This window comes from Roseibium aggregatum (assembly GCF_014692675.1).
In the GTDB taxonomy this organism is placed as follows: domain Bacteria; phylum Pseudomonadota; class Alphaproteobacteria; order Rhizobiales; family Stappiaceae; genus Roseibium; species Roseibium aggregatum_C.
The window spans coordinates 1-427 of sequence record NZ_JABFCZ010000111.1; the positions used below are offsets into that span (position 1 = coordinate 1).

A 427-nucleotide genomic window follows, 5' to 3' on the forward strand; every position below is an offset into this window, starting at 1 on the left:
GGCCGGCGGGGCGCCGTGCTCGCAGACGATGATGCGGTCGATCCCTTCGGCCAGCGGCGCGGCCATCACCATGCCGCCGGGCAGCCGCTCGCCCAGGGGGCGCGGCTTGACCTGGCAGCCCACCACGTCGGCGAGGTACATGCCACGGGTCGCCGACGTGCCGGGGAACGCGAAGCCCGCGGCCGCGCGGACCGTGCTCTGCCCGCCGTCGGCGCCCACCAGGAACTGGGCGCGCAGCCGGTGCTCGCCGCCGGGACCCGCCACGGCGACCGACACGCCGTCGTCGTCCTGTTCCAGGGCACGGAATTCCCAGCCGCGGCGAATGTCCGTACCGAGTTCGCCGGCCCACTCCTCCAGCACCGCCTCGGTCTGGGACTGCGGGATCCCGCGAGCTCCGAAGTGCGCGTCCTTCAACACGGTGTAGTCG

The 427-nt window shown here is 74.2% G+C and carries 1 protein-coding gene; it reads right to left on the bottom strand.

Annotation, left to right across the window (positions count from 1 at the left end):
- Nucleotides 1-427: FAD-dependent monooxygenase (locus tag HK439_RS26530; RefSeq protein ID WP_190294475.1), on the bottom strand; the 427-nt coding region annotated here is incomplete at both ends.